The sequence below is a fragment of the Nostoc sp. DedQUE08 genome, assembly GCF_034530895.1.
Classification (GTDB): Bacteria; Cyanobacteriota; Cyanobacteriia; order Cyanobacteriales; family Nostocaceae; genus Nostoc.
In genome coordinates this window covers 21,545-37,321 of record NZ_JAVRCD010000022.1, presented here as the reverse complement: position 1 = coordinate 37,321, position 15,777 = coordinate 21,545, and the positions used below count along the sequence as shown (strand labels likewise).

The following is a 15,777-nucleotide window of genomic DNA, read 5'->3' as shown; positions in this document are numbered from 1 at the left end:
ATTAGTCGATTTGGTAACTTTAAACAAATGACAAAGGACAACTGACAAAGGATAAATGACAAATCCGGTAAATATACTCAGTAATTTGTTCAGCGTGAGCATTTTTCCTTTTTACAATTTGATACAAATATTTTTAGCCTCTAAAATCACCCAAAGAGGATAAATTTGTATAAATTAGTAAATTGACATCTTGCACGTAATAAGGTAAAGCGACTATAATTCACGCTTATTACCATTAATTCCCCAACCTCCTTACAATTTCCCTCCTCCGAAGCTTCTTCCACCCTTGCGGAGACAGCATCTTAGGCTTTTTAAACACAAAGACTAAGACAGGTTTTACATAGCACCAAATATTCTCTTTAAAAGATATTTGTGCAAAACAGGAAGGAATAAGGGAGGTAGTTATACCTATCTAAGACCAAATAGAGCTTATTTTCCGGAATATGGTTCAGCTGACTTGGGTGGTATATCAGTAGGATTAGGTGCAAGATATCAAAGCAGAAAAAAGTCCACACTTTGGATGTGGGCAATCTGTCAAACAATTGTTATCTTTCGTAATACGGAGGAACAAATGTTGGACAGATATAAGTCCAAATATTATCCCATTTGGACTTCTGTGAGCGATATCACCTTTACGCGTTGTTTTTTCGGAGTAATTATGAATCAACCAATGAAACTATCCTTGGAACAGCAATTCAGCATCTGCTCATTTGCTACTCAGGTGCAAAATATGAGCCACGATCAAGCTAAAGATTTTTTAGTCAAGCTCTATGAGCAAATGGTCGTGCGCGAGGCAACTTATCAAGAGCTTCTTAAACACCAGTGGGGCTTAGATTCCGGTTCCACTATGGCATAGAGTCGTTCTAATGTCGCAGTGGGCGACCTCCTTCTCTTGCTTGGTTCCAAGGAGGAAAAGAGCTGGGGATGCCGGGGCGTCAACTTCGATAAGTAATTCCACAATAATATGGCGCAAAAGTTCAATTCCCGAAATTAACTAAGAATGAGTAAACATTGTCTACGGCATATCTGATGAAGTCTAGACTAACTTTAGCATTGCAGGGTAAAACTCTTGTTTGCTTTAGCCAAACTTTTTGTTGTTTCGTCTAATGAGGGAATCACACCTGCACAAATTGACAATCCACTGGAATATTTGCAGAGGAAGATTCAGAGATAATTTATATACTACTGCTTTAGCAGCTAGTGATTTCACTCTTTATACATATAACTAGAAGTTACATCTTTATATATATTTTGTTTATAAAACGTTACATTGTGAGAGCGACCACCTATGAAACACGTAACATTAAGAAATTATGCCTAGCTGGAAAGATCGTATGGAGAATCTGTATCTATACTTTCCAGTTTTGTTATAATCTGAGGCTTAATCTTTTCGTACTCGTTTTTGAGTAAACTTTTACTAATTTGCGGGTCGGCAGAGGACATCAAGGTATTGCTGATTGCGACCCACTCTTGCAGTCGTTGCCGCTGGGCAGAAGCGACGCTGGAAAGTAAGATGTGGGTACAGGGATTTGGTGCTTCTCGTGCAAAGAATAAGAGGCGGTAGTAACCTGTGTGCTGTAGTAACCGAGCAATTTCTTGACCAAGGCTGGTTTTGAGATCGAGATAATAAGGCAACCATTTAGCGCCATGCTTGCGATTGTAGATGACAGTAATCCATAGGAGCATGGGATGGGGGATAGAGATGAACAGAAATTGGTTATAGCGTGTACAGAGTAAGCGTTTTTGAATTTCTTCTTGCGGTAGCATCACCCACAAAGCTGGTAAAACCTCCCCATTGGTATGAATGGGCTGGGGAAACACAATATCGGCAATTGGTTTATTTTTGGGCCAGGAAATGGCACGAGCGATTTCATCGTTTGACCAGGATACCCGCAAATCGGCTTTGGTCTTTTGTTCAAGCTCAGTGCTAGCTGTAGTAGTAGGAACGAGGGAATGGCTGGCTTGCTGAATTTTGCGTGTATGCTCAGGCTTTTCTAAAGATGCTAAAACTCTGAGGATTTCAGTAATACTTTGGGGGCGATCGCGTGCTACTTTAGCTAGACAACTCATCACCAAATTTTCAATTTCTTTTGGTAGTTCTAATCCAGGCACAGCCTCAGAAAAAGAACGTGGTTTTTGATAGTGATGTGTTTTATACCACGCACCAAAAGAGTGAGTTGGTGCCACCAGTGGCATTTTGCCTGTGAGCATCTCAAACATCATGACGCCCAAACTATAAATATCAGCACGGTTGTCTAATTCTTTACCCTCCATCTGTTCGGGAGAAGAATAAGCCAATGTCCCCAAATAAAATTTTGTATGGTCGCCATCTGACTGTAATAACTTAGCAATACCAAAATCTAGAACCTTGACCAATTCTCCAAAACTGGGATCTTGAATCACCAGCATATTGCTTGGTTTGACATCGCGATGGATAATTGGGCAAATAGCGCCATCAACCGGGATGCCATCATGGGCGCACTGTAACCCTAAGCTGAGTTGACGCGCCATACTGAGGAATCTAGCTAAAGGTAATCGTTGCTTGCGAATAATATTGTTCAGGCTTTGTCCTTGTAAGTATTCCATAACGTAGAACGGGGTGTTATTGTCATCTACGCCGTAGTCCATAACTCGGACAATATGGATACTTTTTTGCCCTAGTAAAGCACAGGTTTTTGCTTCTCGCTCAAAACGGTCTTGCAATCGCATCTTTTCATTTTGGATTGATAGAGCCAGAAACTTAACTGCAACAGGTACACCTCCCAACAATGTATCTTTAGCACGATAAACCCGACCCATTGCTCCAGTACCGATTAACTCTTGGAGTTGGTAGCGTTTGCTGAGTAAGCGACCAATGTTGGGGTCTGACATAGAAAATTCGACTCCAAAAGCAGTTTGTAAATATTTGGGAGGACAAGTGCATTCAAAAATTGTGGTGTAGTTTTAGTTTGCCCAATTTTGACTAATGCGCTATCACTCTTGGCATCTCCTTTTCTCTACGAGACGTTGGTTTGTGTTGGGAGAAGACGGCATTAGTTTGGCTACACCAGGACTTACGCAACTGATTAAGCAATGGCGTGCGGAGCGCGCCGACTGCCTAAAAACTAAGCCATTGACATAGCAATATCTGGACGTTTTAACTGCCCAATTAAATAATTTGACAACTAGCCATGTTTAATTTGATAAACCTGTCTTTGTAGGTTAACAAACCCTTAAATTCGCATTAGTTCACGAAGATAGACTTAGTTTATGTAATAACGAATTATATTCACCCAATACTTTTAAAAAATTTTCTGATTACCTAACAATCTTTTTAATCTTCAAGCTAATTATTACTATGTAATAATGCATTATTCATTGGTAAACTGTAATATTTAAGTGTTGTTTTTTCGTTTTTCCTGTTGATTAGGATATATATCAAAACTTGATTTATTATTCATTATATAATATTGAATTCGACGCTCGACAATACTATGAAATCTGGACATAAAATCATAAAAGAAACCCGGATATTTCCTGATTCCTGTGAATGCTGTTAACCATTTTCTTTGTTTTATAGGTTCTACAACTTGAAGATAAGCTAGATTTTTCTTATAGACTGAGAGATTATAAGATAGAGCACGCATTAGAGTAGGATTATTTTTCACAATGTCTTGTTGCATGAAAGAAGTAGTAGTTTTGCAGTATTGATTTAGACGTGGTAATTGGCTTTGATATACAAGAGAACCAGGGCGTGAACGGTAGAAATAATAGGGTTTTGGCTCAATAAAAAACCTAGCTCCTTTGATTAAGCATTTCATGTCAATCCAAAAATCTTGACCCATTCTAATTTCTTCATCGTACTCGATGCAGTTCTTAATCAGGAATTCTCGTTTGAATAGAGGCTTGCTTAAGCCAAGATGCAACCCTGGTTGCCCATAGACATCAGTTTCTACAAAATAAACGATATCAATTTGGAAGATTTTATCTATACGTTCTCCACTTTCTTGAATCAATGTACTCCAAGGAGATGTTGTACCGTCTTCGATCAAATAAACATCATCAGCAATCATGTCTGCATTTGTTTGATTTGCCAGAGACACAAGATTTTCTAATCTTTTGGGAGCATACCAATCATCTGAATCAAGTACAGCAATCCATTCTCCTTGGGCTGCTCTGAAGGCGCGATTACGTGCCGCCGCCGCTCCAACATTTTGCTGATTAACTATCACTTTGAGACGTCGATCGGTGAAACTTTTAGCGACTTCTACAGTTTTATCACTTGAGCCATCATCGACCATGATAACTTCAATGTCAGTGAGTGTTTGCTTTAAGGCTGACTCTATTGCCTTTCCAATATAAGTTTCAGTATTGTAAGCAGGGATAATAACAGAGACTTTAGGATTCACGAAACTGAACTCCTGACACATGGTTAGGTAAAATACTAAAATCCTGACCATAATTTGATCGTTTCTTTTTTACTATACAACTCAGTAGGTCGGTAAGAATATACGATGAGTGGTTAAAGTCGGGTAGGAGATATTAGGCGTTGGTAAACCAGTGCGTTGCCAGAGTTCTTTGAACGGCAGTTTTTGGCTTAGAAGAACAGCAAAGCGGTGAGGTAGGGCTGCTTTTAAGCTGACTGACGCTCTAGGCTAGCTTCCATTGTGCTAGTTAAAAAATGACCAGCCAAGATACCACTACTGAGGTAATATGTATCTTGCGAAATCCGGTGTAGGGTTTCAAAACCACTACGACGCTGACGATCGCCTAGTACCCAGTAACGCTGTACGATAGTATCCAGACCAATCCAGCCTTCGCCTTCAACCTGCCCCAAAATATTATGTTGTAGTAAAAAAGTATACTGACGCTCTCCATCATGCAACCGTCCCTTATATTGGAGAGAGATTTCAGACCGATCGCTACCTGGAAATATCAGTTTTGTGGCCATAGTAAACCAGTTATCTCGATTCCAAGCTACCAATGTCATACCCTTGACGCTGATTGGCGTACCATTACGTTCCAGCCAATTTCCTTGCATTGCCCAGCGTCCTGGTTCCAATAAAAAAGTATGAGCCACCTTTTATTCCTTGTCTTGCTTGAGTGCTGCCAAGACTACAGTTATAGCAGTGCTAAGTTGCGTTAGCGATAGCGGGACGTTTAGCCTATAAAGATAGTAGCTTTGAATATTGATAAAGACGGTGCTAAGTTGCGTTAGCGATAGCGGGACGTTTAGCCTGTGGAGAATGGAGAAATTTTTTATCTTGTTTATTGTTCTTGACTCAGAACTGACCTTGGTAAATTTCTCCCAAAAGTACTTCTTGAGGTGCACCAGTGGCAGCAGGTAAGTTGCCAGGAATACCCAAATGTCGCCAGTAGGCTAAAACCGCGAAGGCGATCGCTTCTTTAAAATCTGCACTCAAGCCGACTTCATCTGTTGTGGAGACTGGTATCGATCCTAACAACAACTGTAACCTTTGTTTCAAATAAAGATTGCGACTACCACCACCACATAATAATACTCGTTGTGGCATTTCTGGCAAAAAAGAGCGGTAACTATGAAAAATTGAAGCAGCTGTAAGTTCTGTGAGAGTTGCCAGTACGTCAGCAGGATTGAGTTGGTATGCTTGAGCATCTTTTAAACACTGATGCAAGTAAGTCACACCAAATAATTCGCGTCCAGTGGATTTGGGCGGCGGTAGATGAAAGTAGTCTTGGTTGAGCCATTGTTCTACTAATTGATGGCAAGGAGTACCACTTGCTGCCCAATTGCCATCTTCATCATAAGTTTTAGCACCACCGCTTAAATGCTCCACCGCAAGATCCAACAGACTATTTCCTGGGCCAGTATCCCAACCACGAATTTTTGAGAGCCAGTCTCCATGCCGAGGCGGAATATAAGCAACATTGCCAATACCACCAATGTTTTGAATACAACGCCCCTCCTGGGGATGACTGAGTAAATAAGCATCGACTCTAGGCACGAGAGGCGCACCATGACCACCAATAGCAATATCAGCAACGCGGAAGTTACTCACAGTCGTAATGTTCATAAGATGTGCAATTAATGCACCTCGCCCTAGTTGAAGACTATAACCCAAAGGACTGCCCAATGCTGTTAACGGATAGCTAGGGTTTAGCCCGTGGGTAGCGATCATTTCTCTCCCCCTGCTCCCCTGCTCCTCATCTCCCTCTGCTCCCTCTTTGGGTGGTCGATGATAAACCGTTTGACCGTGGGAACCAATGAGAGTGGCGCGCTGATGACCAATTTGAATATTTTGGGCGGCTTGGGCAAAGACTTGGGCGATCGCATCATCTATTTCCGCTAATTCTGCCATTGAGATGGCAACGCCTGCACCAACTGCTAATATTCTTTCTCTGAGTTGGGCTGGATAAGGATATGTTGCCCCGGCTAGCAACTCAACTTTGAGATCCAATTCTGTACCGGAAATCTCTACCAACGCAGCGTCTATGCCATCTACGGATGTGCCACTAATTAAACCAATAACGCGAGTAGGGACAACAGCTTTTTCAGTTGGATGCATCGGTCAAAATTCTTTTGTTGATTGCAAGAGTTTAGTTTAATTCATGTTAATAGCTATGTCAAAACACTCAGGTTGCATAGTTAATTACAGAAGAAAAAGTAAATATAGCGACGGAAGAATCTCAAAACCAATAGCAATACCACGAATCTATTTATATTTATCAGGAAACAAAGAATTTAAAACAATTTTGTTTGTTATCTTAATTGCTCCTTAATCAGGACAACATCCGAAGATACAAATTCTTAATATATGCAGGCTAACTTTACAACTTTTTTAATTTCAGATAAATAACAGATATACTATCCACTTTTTCTGCAAGTGAAACTACTGATTTCTGTTCAAGAATAGGGCAAAATGTTGGCTAAATATAGGAATTTTTCAATAAATACAAATCCAGTAGTTTCATCCTATTGTTTCTTCTAGAAGACACTACATAATGAATCCAAGTCGCAAACGAACTTTTCAACAATTAAAAATACAGAATTTCAAGATTATGTCTTTTACAAAAATTGCTTGTATCGCTGCTCTATCTTTATCTGCAATCTCCTCATTTATCTATGCAGGTTCTGCCCAGGCTATTTCCTTCCAAATAACCACTGGCATTGCAGGCCCTAATGGAGAAACTGACCAAGGTGCTTTTTCTGAGTTTACTCAACTTCCTGGTACGACAACTGTTAACTTCAATAATGGTCAAGCACCAACCACTGGTTTTGCTAAATACTCATTTGAGAATAACAGTGGAACCAGCAGTGTGAGGTCAGATGTATGGGCACCTGCTGGGGCAAATGGTGAGGTCAATAATGGGAAGTATTTGGCAGTTTTCAACGGCGATAAAGTCACAATTAACCTTGCAAGTTCCCTCAATTATTTCGGTATTGACTGGGGAGCTATTAGTTCTGGTAACGTTTTTTCCTTCTACAATGGCGATAATTTAATCAAATCATTTACAACTGAGGATGTGAACCCAGTTGCTCCAATTCGTGCATCACAGCATGGCGGTGAAGGAAATGGCTACCTTCACTTCTACTCAGATAGTAGCAACGACATTTTCAACAAGATTGTCATTACCCAAACAGGTGGTGGTGGATTTGAAAGCGACAACCATTCTTTCCATCTAGGAACTGACAAATTTACAGGTTTTGACCCTAAGTCTGTTCCTGAGCCTAGTATTACATTAGGTATGCTGGCTGTAGGTGGTATGTTTCTACGCAAGCGCAAGAACGAAAAGTTACAAACTGTAAGACAATCTCATTAAACATATCAATCTGAACTCAGTAAGATTTTCTCTATAGTCTAACCTTAGCCTGTAGAAGGATTTCAAAACTTAGTTAATATAAAATGCAACTCAGGGTGAGTTTACTTAGGTAAACTCGCCCTAATCCATTTGCCATTTATAATCGGGGCTTCTTCTACAGTCAATGCTACGCGCAGCAAGCTAAGAAAATTTTCTTTAACTAGACTTTTTATTCATGCAAAATTGGGAGAAGGGGTTGAGGGATGTAGCAAGATCCCGTAAGGTGGGCAAATTTTACATTTCATTTGTGCAAGAGGTCTACTCAATACTGCTTAGAGCTTAACCAGACTGTATTGAGAGTGAACCGTAATTTTGACTCCTATAGGTTATTGCATGAATAAAATATACGTGGATTAGTTTAGATATAATAATGACTCATTCTTTGTTGTCCTAACTGGAGAAATTAATGGGTCGCGCCAAAAAGGTTGTCCTGGCATATTCTGGCGGAGTGGATACCTCAGTTTGCATCCCCTACCTTAAGCAAGAGTGGGGTGTGGAAGAGGTGATTACCCTAGCAGCAGATTTAGGTCAGGGAGATGAATTAGAGCCAATCAGAGAAAAAGCTCTGAAATCGGGTGCAAGTGAATCCCTAGTGGCGGATGTCAAAGACAGCTTCGTTAAAGATTACGCCTTTGGAGCGATTCAAGCCAACGCCCTTTATGAAAATCGTTATCCTCTAGGAACCGCCCTAGCTCGTCCACTGATTGCCAAAATATTAGTAGAAACAGCCGAAAAATATGGTGCTGATGCGATCGCTCACGGTTGCACTGGCAAAGGCAACGATCAGGTTCGCTTTGATGTCTCTGTCACCGCCTTAAACCCCAACCTGAAGATCCTCGCACCAGCCAGAGAATGGGGAATGAGTCGTGAGGAAACGATCGCTTATGGGGAAAAGTTTGGTATTCCCTCACCAGTTAAAAAATCTTCTCCCTATAGTATTGACAAAAATTTGCTTGGTCGTAGTATTGAAGCTGGTTTACTCGAAGATCCTTCATTTGAGCCACCAGAAGAAATTTATGAGATGACCAAAGCGATCGCTCACACTCCCAACGAGCCAGAGTACATTGAAATTGGTTTCCAGGGTGGTATCCCCACAACTCTCAATGGAATAGCTAAAAAGCCAGTTGAGCTAATTGAAGAACTCAATCAGGCGGTGGGAAATCATGGCATCGGACGGATAGATATGATTGAAAACCGTCTGGTGGGGATCAAATCGCGGGAAATCTACGAATCACCTGCAATGTTGGTGCTAATTCAAGCACATAGGGATTTAGAAAGCTTGACGCTAACAGCAGACGTTACCCATTACAAGCGTGGGATTGAAGAAACTTACAGCCAAATTGTTTACAACGGTTTGTGGTACAGTCCACTCAAAGTTGCACTCGATGCTTTTATTCAAAAGACACAAGAGCAAGTCTCTGGAACTGTGCGAGTGAAGTTGTTCAAGGGCAACTCTACGATAGTTGGGCGTTCGAGCGATAATTCTCTCTATACTCCTGATTTGGCAACCTACGGAGCCGAGGATAAATTTGACCACAAAGCCGCTGAAGGCTTTATATACGTTTGGGGACTACCGACTCGCATTTGGTCAAAGCAGATTAGGGGTTAAGAGTTAGGAGTTGGGAGTTAGGAGTTAGGAGTTAAAAAAGCAAAATACAAAAGTAAAAGTTAAAAAAATTCACTTTTTACTTTACTCTTTACTCCTCACTCCTCACTTAGTTTATGCTTGACTTACTCTTCTGCTGCACCTTTAACTTGGCGAGACTCCAGCCACAGGGGCACAATAATTAAGGCAGCGAGGATTAGTAAAGCTGCGATCGCAAATTGACCCACCCAAGCAACCAATTGTTCTAAAGAGACAATTTTGCCAGCAAAAAAAGCTAATGTCACCATCAAACTAGCCCAAGCAACTGCTCCTAGCAAGTTGTATAAAAAGAATTTTCCAAAGGGCATTTCAGCTATACCAGCTAGTGGTGCAGCAAAAACTCGTAATAATGCCAAAAAACGCCCAAAAAACACCGCTTTAGCAGCATTTTGACTAAATTGGTCTTTAATACTCAGCAGACGCACTTCAGAAATCCGAAATATGCTGCCAACTTTTACCAGAAAAGCCCAACCGCTAACTCTACCAATCCAATAGCCACAAGTGCCACCAATGACAGCACCCATGATTGCGTCACCGAGAACCAGCCAGAAATTTAGTTCATCGCTGCCAGCTAAAAACCCGCCCACTAAGGTCACGGTTTCACCAGGAAGGGGAATGCCTAAATTTTCTAGCAAAATTCCGAAAAAAATTGCCCAATACCCGTAATTATGAGCAACTTCCTGGATATTTTCTAGTGAAATCAGCTCTAAAGACATTCCACACCGCCGTCTTTACAAATTTTTACTTTTACTATATTTTTACATTTTTGCTTGTTTTTGGGTGGGGTGTCAATCAAACTAATACATAACTTCTACTCTATGGTAACTATTAACTTATGGCTATTAACTATACAATTTTTGGGCTTGATACCACATGTTCATAATTTATTAAAAAAAGATTAAAAATTTTATAGAAAATTTATAAATATCCGTTTAAATTGTGAAAATCTTGTAAAAGATACGGTTGATACCGAAATTGTTAGGCGCTTATGCCTATATTGATGAAAGTTATCACAAATTATACGACATGAATACTGAAATAATCTCTCTCAACTGTAGGACTAAAATTGCCCAAATATCTGGGTAAAAGGTCATTTTACCGTTGAAAGAGAAGAAGTATTGATGTCTTTTTCAATTTTTTGTCAAGTGTTCCAATTACCCTGTTAAATTCATGGCTTTCACACAAGAACTTCAAGTGATTTTGTTTAAACCCCAAGGAAGCATAGATTTGCAAGGCGGTAAGGCTTTGAGCGAACAAATGGCTGGAGTAGTCCCTCAAGCTTATCAACTCTGGGTTATCGACCTAGCAGAAGTTAACTTCATGGACAGCTCTGGGTTAGTTCCTTTAGTAAAAGGCTTAAAAGCTGCACGTCAGAGTGGTTGCCGCTTAGTTCTATGCAACGTACAAGCTCCTGTACGGTTGATTTTGGAACTTACCCAACTCGATACAGTGTTTGAAATTTTTCACACTTACCAAGATATTTTCACCAACGTTAAAGATAACAGTCTGATGCTAGCAGACTAACTAATAAATCTACCTATGGAAGGATGGCGGAGTCAAGCAATATTTGCATTTGTTCATATTCTTTCATATTCTCTTTAAAATAACAGTCTGGTGCTAGCAGGCTGATTTTGTTTATTGTCCAGAGAAGAATGTTGAGGGAAACTCATATCTTTGAAGCTAGGTAGTATAAATTGCATTAGTTGGAAGTCATCTACCTAAAGCAGTAAAGTCAGAAATTGCCAAAATCGATCAAATCAAATGCAACTGTTTGTGACACTCCCCAGCCTTTTAAATCCAGGGTTGTGCAAATTACTCTAAGCTAATTGTTTTATATGGGACGTAACTAGTGAAAGGAAGCAGGAGGTAAGAAAGGTTAAAATCTCAGCTTTTAGGTTATTTCTAACTTTATAGTTATTTTTGCCTCGATCTACTACTTGGATGCCTCCAAGATGTTTTGATGCACCAATTTCTTACCTCTTAGATTCCACCATAATGATAATTTTAGGCATTCTGGGGAGTCGAAATATTAGTTTGTTCGGATGCTGGGCGGGGAAAATTTGGTAAATCAATACCGCTGTGACTAGCATTGCGAGTTTTGAGTGCTAAACGGTAACTCACACTTTGCAGTTCTGCTTGCAGTTGGCGGTTTTCCCGTTGTAGCGTTGCTACCTTTTCTCTCACTGGCGTCATCCGCTCCTCAAACTTCCGACGGTAAATTTGAGGCAACTCTTGTACTACTTGCTCCAACATCCGAGTGCGGTCGGTAAGTTCTTGAACTGACTGTCGCAATTGATAAATTTCGGAGTCACGAGTTGTAATTTGCTCTTGGTAGAACGCCACCTGCTGTTCTACAGCTTGAAGTTGTTCTTGTAAAGCGTGTAACTGGGTCAGATCGCGCTCAAATTCCGGCTGCTGTGGCATAAAACTAGTGTTACCCTTTACCAGCCGGAAAAGTTCTTGAGATAGTTGTTGCACTAATTGATCGCGAAGTTGCAGCTCCTGGCGTAGCTGCGATACTTCCGTCGAGAGAACTTGAATATTAGGTGTATCAGATTGGCTCACAGTAGCTTAAAGCTCCCATTCAGAATCTTGTCCACTCTTAGGTATAACTGCGGGAGTACTACCTTTGGCAAGTATTTGTTAATTTAGCATTCCCAAACAAGTGACGAAAAAAGAAAAAGACAAAATTTTATTGAATGGGAGTGGGGATTGGGGAGTGGAGAGTTAGGAGTTAGGAATTCTTCCCCTGCTTCCCCTACTCCCTCATCTCCCTCATGCACCTCACCTCCCTACACTGTTGCAGGTGCAGCTACTTTAGTAGGCTTTTCTTTTTCCTCTTTAGGGGGTTTTTCTTCTTCAATGTCCTGCTTAATTGTCAAGTAGCGAATCACTTCTTCACTTAAACGCATAGCGCGTTCAAAAGGAGCGATCGCAGTTGCAGGCGCGCTGTAGTTTAACTGGATGTAGATGCCATCCCGGTGTTTTTTGATTTCGTAAGCTAGACGGCGCTTACCACGATTTTGAATTTGGATCTCTTCAGCACCCTGTTCGCGAAGCAAATTCTGATATTTAGTAACTGCTTGCTCTACCTGTTCCTCTCCCAAGTCAGGACGGAGGATGTACATTGTTTCGTAATTTGTAGTCATATTTTTCAGTTTCCTCATGGACAAAAGTGGCTGCTGATATTAATTTATACCTGTCTTTTCTTTAAAATGCCAGTATTAATCAACATCTGAAGCAACAAGGAACTATAATCTTACCAGTTTTCAATTTTGTTTCATTAGCCAAATCGCCAAAGTTTGGATTTTTTGCATGTCCCTAATGAAAACTAGGTTGAGAGGCAATCCTGATATTTCTTTCACAAGATCGATCGAGCTATCAGCTTCGCTAAGGGGTATCTTTCTTTAAAGGGCATCTTATAGCGATCGCTTTTTTGCTCAAGGCTCAATCGGTTGGCTAAACAGCTAACTGACGATTGCTAGGTACTCACAGCAACTAAAAAGCAGAAAAAAGGTATTTATCAAGGTTATGGCGCAGCGCTACGTGCGAATTCAAAATCCAGAAGGACAGATTTACTATGGGTTACTACAGCTATCCCTGAATGTACAGGTGCTAGATGCTCCACCCTGGTTACAAGGACAACCCACTGATTTAACTTTGACACCAGAAAATTACCAAATTCTGGCTCCCTGCGCTCCCTCAAAAATTGTGGCCGTGGGTAAGAATTATGCAGATCATGCGGCCGAAATGGGAACTCCAGTACCTTCTGAGCCATTAATCTTTCTTAAGCCACCTACGTCGATCATTCCATCTGAAAGGGAAATTAAGTATCCTCCCCAGTCACATAGAGTTGACTATGAAGGAGAGTTGGCTCTAGTGATTGGCGATTACGCTTTTGAATGTACGCCAGAGGTAGCCCAAACCAAAATTTGGGGCTACACCATCGCCAATGACGTAACAGCGCGGGATTTACAAAAACAGGATGGTCAGTGGACGCGAGCCAAAGGTTTTGATACTTTCTGTCCTTTGGGGCCTTGGATTGTGCGAGAATTAAATCCAGGAGCGAGATTGCAGACTTTTGTGAATGACGATGCTAATCCAGTTCAATCTGCCTGTATCGATCGGATGGTGTTTTCCCCCGATGTTTTAGTTTCCTATATCAGTCAGGTGATGACGCTACTTCCTGGTGATTTGGTGCTTACAGGTACGCCGGAGGGTGTAAGTGCTTTGCATCCAGGCGATCGCGTCCGCGTAGAAATTGAAGGTATCGGTCGCCTGGAAAACACCGTAGCGTCCCGTTAACTTCTAACGCACTTGCATATACACTGCATCAGAAATCGCTGGAATTTCTGCATAACGTCCGCTCACAGACTGGATGACTGAATATGCTGCTGCTCCCACTATGCCGATAAAAATGGTTGTGGATAGAGTTTGGATTGCAAAACCACCGGAAGGAACTAGTCCCACAACATCAGTTAGGATGCTAAACAAAAAGATAATGATATCCAAAAGGATTGCTTGCATGGTGTTGAAACGAATAAAATGACTAATTTTTTCATTTCTTACTACCAGCAAAAATAAAGCAAAGAAAATAATCATTCCTGCATAACGCACGCCGTAGTAAATTCTTAATAATGGCAGAAGCGGTAAAAACAGTAGTTGTAACGGTGGAAACTCTGATAGTAAATATCTACCAAATACAAAAACTTCAATTAGAGGAAGCAAATAAGGCAAGGAAGCAAAAATCCGATCTGAAACTGTTGTAGACCCGCGCCAAGACATTATGCGTTCTCCTGTGGTTAAATTTTAATAGTTACTTGAGCATAGGATAACGCAATTGCTGGTCTTGCTGAGAAATTCAACTATTCTATATGGGCGATGCGAAAGCCCATCATACATTCATATTGGTCTGGCTGCTGTTGAGTAAGTTTGCGAATGGCTTGGCCACAGCGCAGTTGACCCCCACGCCAACGGGGTTGACCGCTCCCGTCAGCGAGTAAACAAGACTGGCAAACTTGCTCAGGGGCAAGGATTTGCTCGTCCATTAAAATGACTAGCATCGAATCCCTCCTGTAAATCCTCATTGTCAACCCACATTTCACTCCGGGGAAGACGTGTTTTGTAGCGCTTCAAAGAGCCACTTCAGATAGATTGGATGCGTTTTGCGTGGTTAAGTGTTGTAATTTGCAATCTCGCTTTGCGCCTAACTTGGGCGATCGCAGAGGACACTTAAGAACCGCATCCTACCTCTTTGTAGCAAAAATGTGGGCAATTACGATTCAATAACAATTCTCAAGCGAATTTTAATTTATTGTACGTTGTGTCTATTGCAAAGTGGAAATTCTAGTAAAAAATAATACAAAAATTTTTGCATTAAGTTGAGCAAAGACAACTAACGCTATCCATTGCATCCCTGTTAATTTAGCACTAGAATCTGTCAAACTTAATATTTAGAAAACAACAAAAGCTTTACGCACAAGCAACACGGCGACTTATCGAAATTCCCTTGAGGTGAGTAGTTAAAGTGTGAGAAGTCAAGTCAGTAAAATTGAGTTAACTTGATAGCCATTTAAGTGAGGCATTTCTAAAATACTGAGGTAAACTTGCAAGCAAGTTAATACACAATATTACTCAGCGGCTCGTCGGTCTGGGCATCACTTACAATGGAACACTGGCAATTTCTGATACAGAAACAAGGCGCTCGCTCGTGGCATATCCTAGAATCGCCAAATTTGGAAATTTTGGAAGGGCAGTATAGAGTTTTGGCTCGTTCTAACCTTCTTAATACAGACGTGGAAGTGCGGGTAACTCACTCTTCAACCGAGGAAGTTCAACCAACGCGGCGAATTTTCAAGCGATCGCGTCGCACTAATTCAGAAGGCATAATGGCGGTAATTCCTTTTACCTACTTCCAACCGGGAGTTTGGGAGTTGCGGTGTTCCGGCGATTTGATGTCGGATCTGCTCGGTAAATCTTGGCAATACAGCGTGCAAGTACAAGTCTTCTCGCTGTTAGCAGAGAGAGAGCCGAGGAAAAATTTAGGATCGAGTTCACCCGACGATGGCGTAGATACTGTTTCTGAAAACTTGGAATCTAATGCCCCAGCAGAAACTGCAATTACGTTATTTACGTTTGAGAAAGCGATCGCAGTTTCTGAAGGACTGGCAATTACTACAGATGGCAACCTCATTGTTGCGCCAGATGAAGAGAACTTGGAATATAGTGCCCCAGCAGAAACTGCAATTGAGCCAGATCGAGCGATCGCAGTTTCTGAAGGACTGGCAATTACTACAGATGGCAACCTCATTGTT

At 41.1% G+C, this 15,777-nt stretch carries 14 protein-coding genes and 1 pseudogene; 6 read left to right on the top strand and 9 right to left on the bottom strand.

The features are described from left to right. Window positions 1-658: 658 nt before the first annotated feature. Window positions 659-856 carry an NblA/ycf18 family protein gene (locus RMY64_RS16590; protein WP_041565841.1) on the top strand — a complete coding sequence of 66 codons (198 nt, stop codon included), beginning with the start codon at window positions 659-661 and terminating at the stop codon, window positions 854-856. Between the two features lie 461 nt (window positions 857-1,317). Here RMY64_RS16590 and RMY64_RS16585 read toward each other — a convergent pair whose 3' ends face one another. The 4 genes from RMY64_RS16585 to RMY64_RS16570 all read right to left on the bottom strand — a co-directional run bounded on the left by RMY64_RS16585 (window position 1,318) and on the right by RMY64_RS16570 (window position 6,524). After that, window positions 1,318-2,871, bottom strand: coding sequence for a serine/threonine-protein kinase (locus tag RMY64_RS16585; protein WP_322670298.1), 1,554 nt, complete (start codon window positions 2,869-2,871; stop codon window positions 1,318-1,320). A gap of 503 nt (window positions 2,872-3,374) precedes the next feature. Further along, window positions 3,375-4,388 (bottom strand): glycosyltransferase family 2 protein, encoded by a 1,014-nt coding sequence (locus RMY64_RS16580; RefSeq protein ID WP_322670297.1) that lies wholly within the window; start codon window positions 4,386-4,388, stop codon window positions 3,375-3,377. A 224-nt stretch (window positions 4,389-4,612) separates the two neighbouring features. After that, window positions 4,613-5,059 (bottom strand): hypothetical protein, encoded by a 447-nt coding sequence (locus tag RMY64_RS16575; protein ID WP_322686429.1) that lies wholly within the window; start codon window positions 5,057-5,059, stop codon window positions 4,613-4,615. Window positions 5,060-5,261: 202 nt separating this feature from the next. Next, entirely contained in the window at window positions 5,262-6,524 is a 1,263-nt protein-coding gene (locus tag RMY64_RS16570) for an anhydro-N-acetylmuramic acid kinase (protein ID WP_322686430.1), read from the bottom strand. 493 nt (window positions 6,525-7,017) lie between these two features. Here RMY64_RS16570 and RMY64_RS16565 point away from each other — a divergent pair, with 493 nt between their 5' ends. Together RMY64_RS16565 and RMY64_RS16560 are read left to right on the top strand one after the other, a co-directional pair. After that, complete coding sequence (locus RMY64_RS16565) at window positions 7,018-7,779, top strand: PEP-CTERM sorting domain-containing protein (RefSeq protein WP_322670294.1); 762 nt, start codon at window positions 7,018-7,020, stop codon at window positions 7,777-7,779. A gap of 445 nt (window positions 7,780-8,224) precedes the next feature. Next, window positions 8,225-9,427, top strand: a complete 1,203-nt coding sequence (locus tag RMY64_RS16560; RefSeq protein ID WP_322670293.1) for an argininosuccinate synthase — start codon at window positions 8,225-8,227, stop codon at window positions 9,425-9,427. Between the two features lie 122 nt (window positions 9,428-9,549). Here the strand turns inward: RMY64_RS16560 and RMY64_RS16555 are convergent, their stop codons facing one another. Further along, window positions 9,550-10,179 carry a DedA family protein gene (locus RMY64_RS16555; RefSeq protein WP_322700625.1) on the bottom strand — a complete coding sequence of 210 codons (630 nt, stop codon included), beginning with the start codon at window positions 10,177-10,179 and terminating at the stop codon, window positions 9,550-9,552. A gap of 454 nt (window positions 10,180-10,633) precedes the next feature. Here RMY64_RS16555 and RMY64_RS16550 point away from each other — a divergent pair, with 454 nt between their 5' ends. Beyond that, window positions 10,634-10,987, top strand: coding sequence for an STAS domain-containing protein (locus RMY64_RS16550; protein ID WP_322700624.1), 354 nt, complete (start codon window positions 10,634-10,636; stop codon window positions 10,985-10,987). Between the two features lie 480 nt (window positions 10,988-11,467). Here RMY64_RS16550 and RMY64_RS16545 read toward each other — a convergent pair whose 3' ends face one another. After that, window positions 11,468-12,028, bottom strand: a complete 561-nt coding sequence (locus RMY64_RS16545) for an Npun_F5560 family protein (protein ID WP_094348024.1) — start codon at window positions 12,026-12,028, stop codon at window positions 11,468-11,470. A gap of 227 nt (window positions 12,029-12,255) precedes the next feature. After that, entirely contained in the window at window positions 12,256-12,612 is a 357-nt protein-coding gene (rpsF, locus tag RMY64_RS16540) for a 30S ribosomal protein S6 (protein WP_322670290.1), read from the bottom strand. Window positions 12,613-12,994: 382 nt separating this feature from the next. Between rpsF and RMY64_RS16535 the strand changes: the two genes are divergently transcribed. After that, on the top strand, window positions 12,995-13,768 hold the full coding sequence (locus RMY64_RS16535; protein WP_322670289.1) for a fumarylacetoacetate hydrolase family protein: 774 nt from the start codon (window positions 12,995-12,997) through the stop codon (window positions 13,766-13,768). A gap of 3 nt (window positions 13,769-13,771) precedes the next feature. Here RMY64_RS16535 and RMY64_RS16530 read toward each other — a convergent pair whose 3' ends face one another. Both RMY64_RS16530 and RMY64_RS16525 read right to left on the bottom strand, forming a co-directional pair. Continuing rightward, complete coding sequence (locus RMY64_RS16530) at window positions 13,772-14,248, bottom strand: Tic20 family protein (protein WP_322670288.1); 477 nt, start codon at window positions 14,246-14,248, stop codon at window positions 13,772-13,774. Between the two features lie 80 nt (window positions 14,249-14,328). Further along, entirely contained in the window at window positions 14,329-14,526 is a 198-nt protein-coding gene (locus RMY64_RS16525) for a hypothetical protein (RefSeq protein WP_094348028.1), read from the bottom strand. Between the two features lie 603 nt (window positions 14,527-15,129). Here RMY64_RS16525 and RMY64_RS16520 point away from each other — a divergent pair. After that, window positions 15,130-15,777 (top strand): annotated as a pseudogene (locus RMY64_RS16520) (hypothetical protein); the annotation flags it as partial.